Source organism: Seonamhaeicola marinus, from assembly GCF_008085455.1.
In genome coordinates, this window is the sequence record NZ_VSDQ01000402.1 from 1 (window position 1) to 270 (window position 270).

General features: G+C 34.8%; 1 protein-coding gene. It reads right to left on the reverse strand.

Annotated elements, in window-relative coordinates:
- Positions 1-264, reverse strand: a 264-nt coding sequence (gene rpsN, locus FUA24_RS05155; RefSeq protein WP_148540300.1) for a 30S ribosomal protein S14, incomplete at its 3' end; no start/stop codon positions are given.
- Positions 265-270: the final 6 nt, after the last annotated feature.

Sequence of the window (270 nt, forward strand, 5' to 3'; positions counted from 1 at the left end):
ACTAGCTTTCTTTACTCCAGGAATTAAGCCTTGATTAGCCATTTCTCTAAATGTTACACGAGATATACCAAAAGTTCTCATATACCCTTTAGGTCTTCCTGTTAGTTTACATCTATTATGCTGACGAATAGGAGAAGCGTTTTTTGGTAACTTTTGTAATGCTTCATAATCACCAGCTTCTTTTAAAGCTTTACGTTTAGCTGCATATTTAGCTACTGTTTTAGCTCTTTTTACCTCACGGGCTTTCATTGATTCTTTAGCCATATCTTA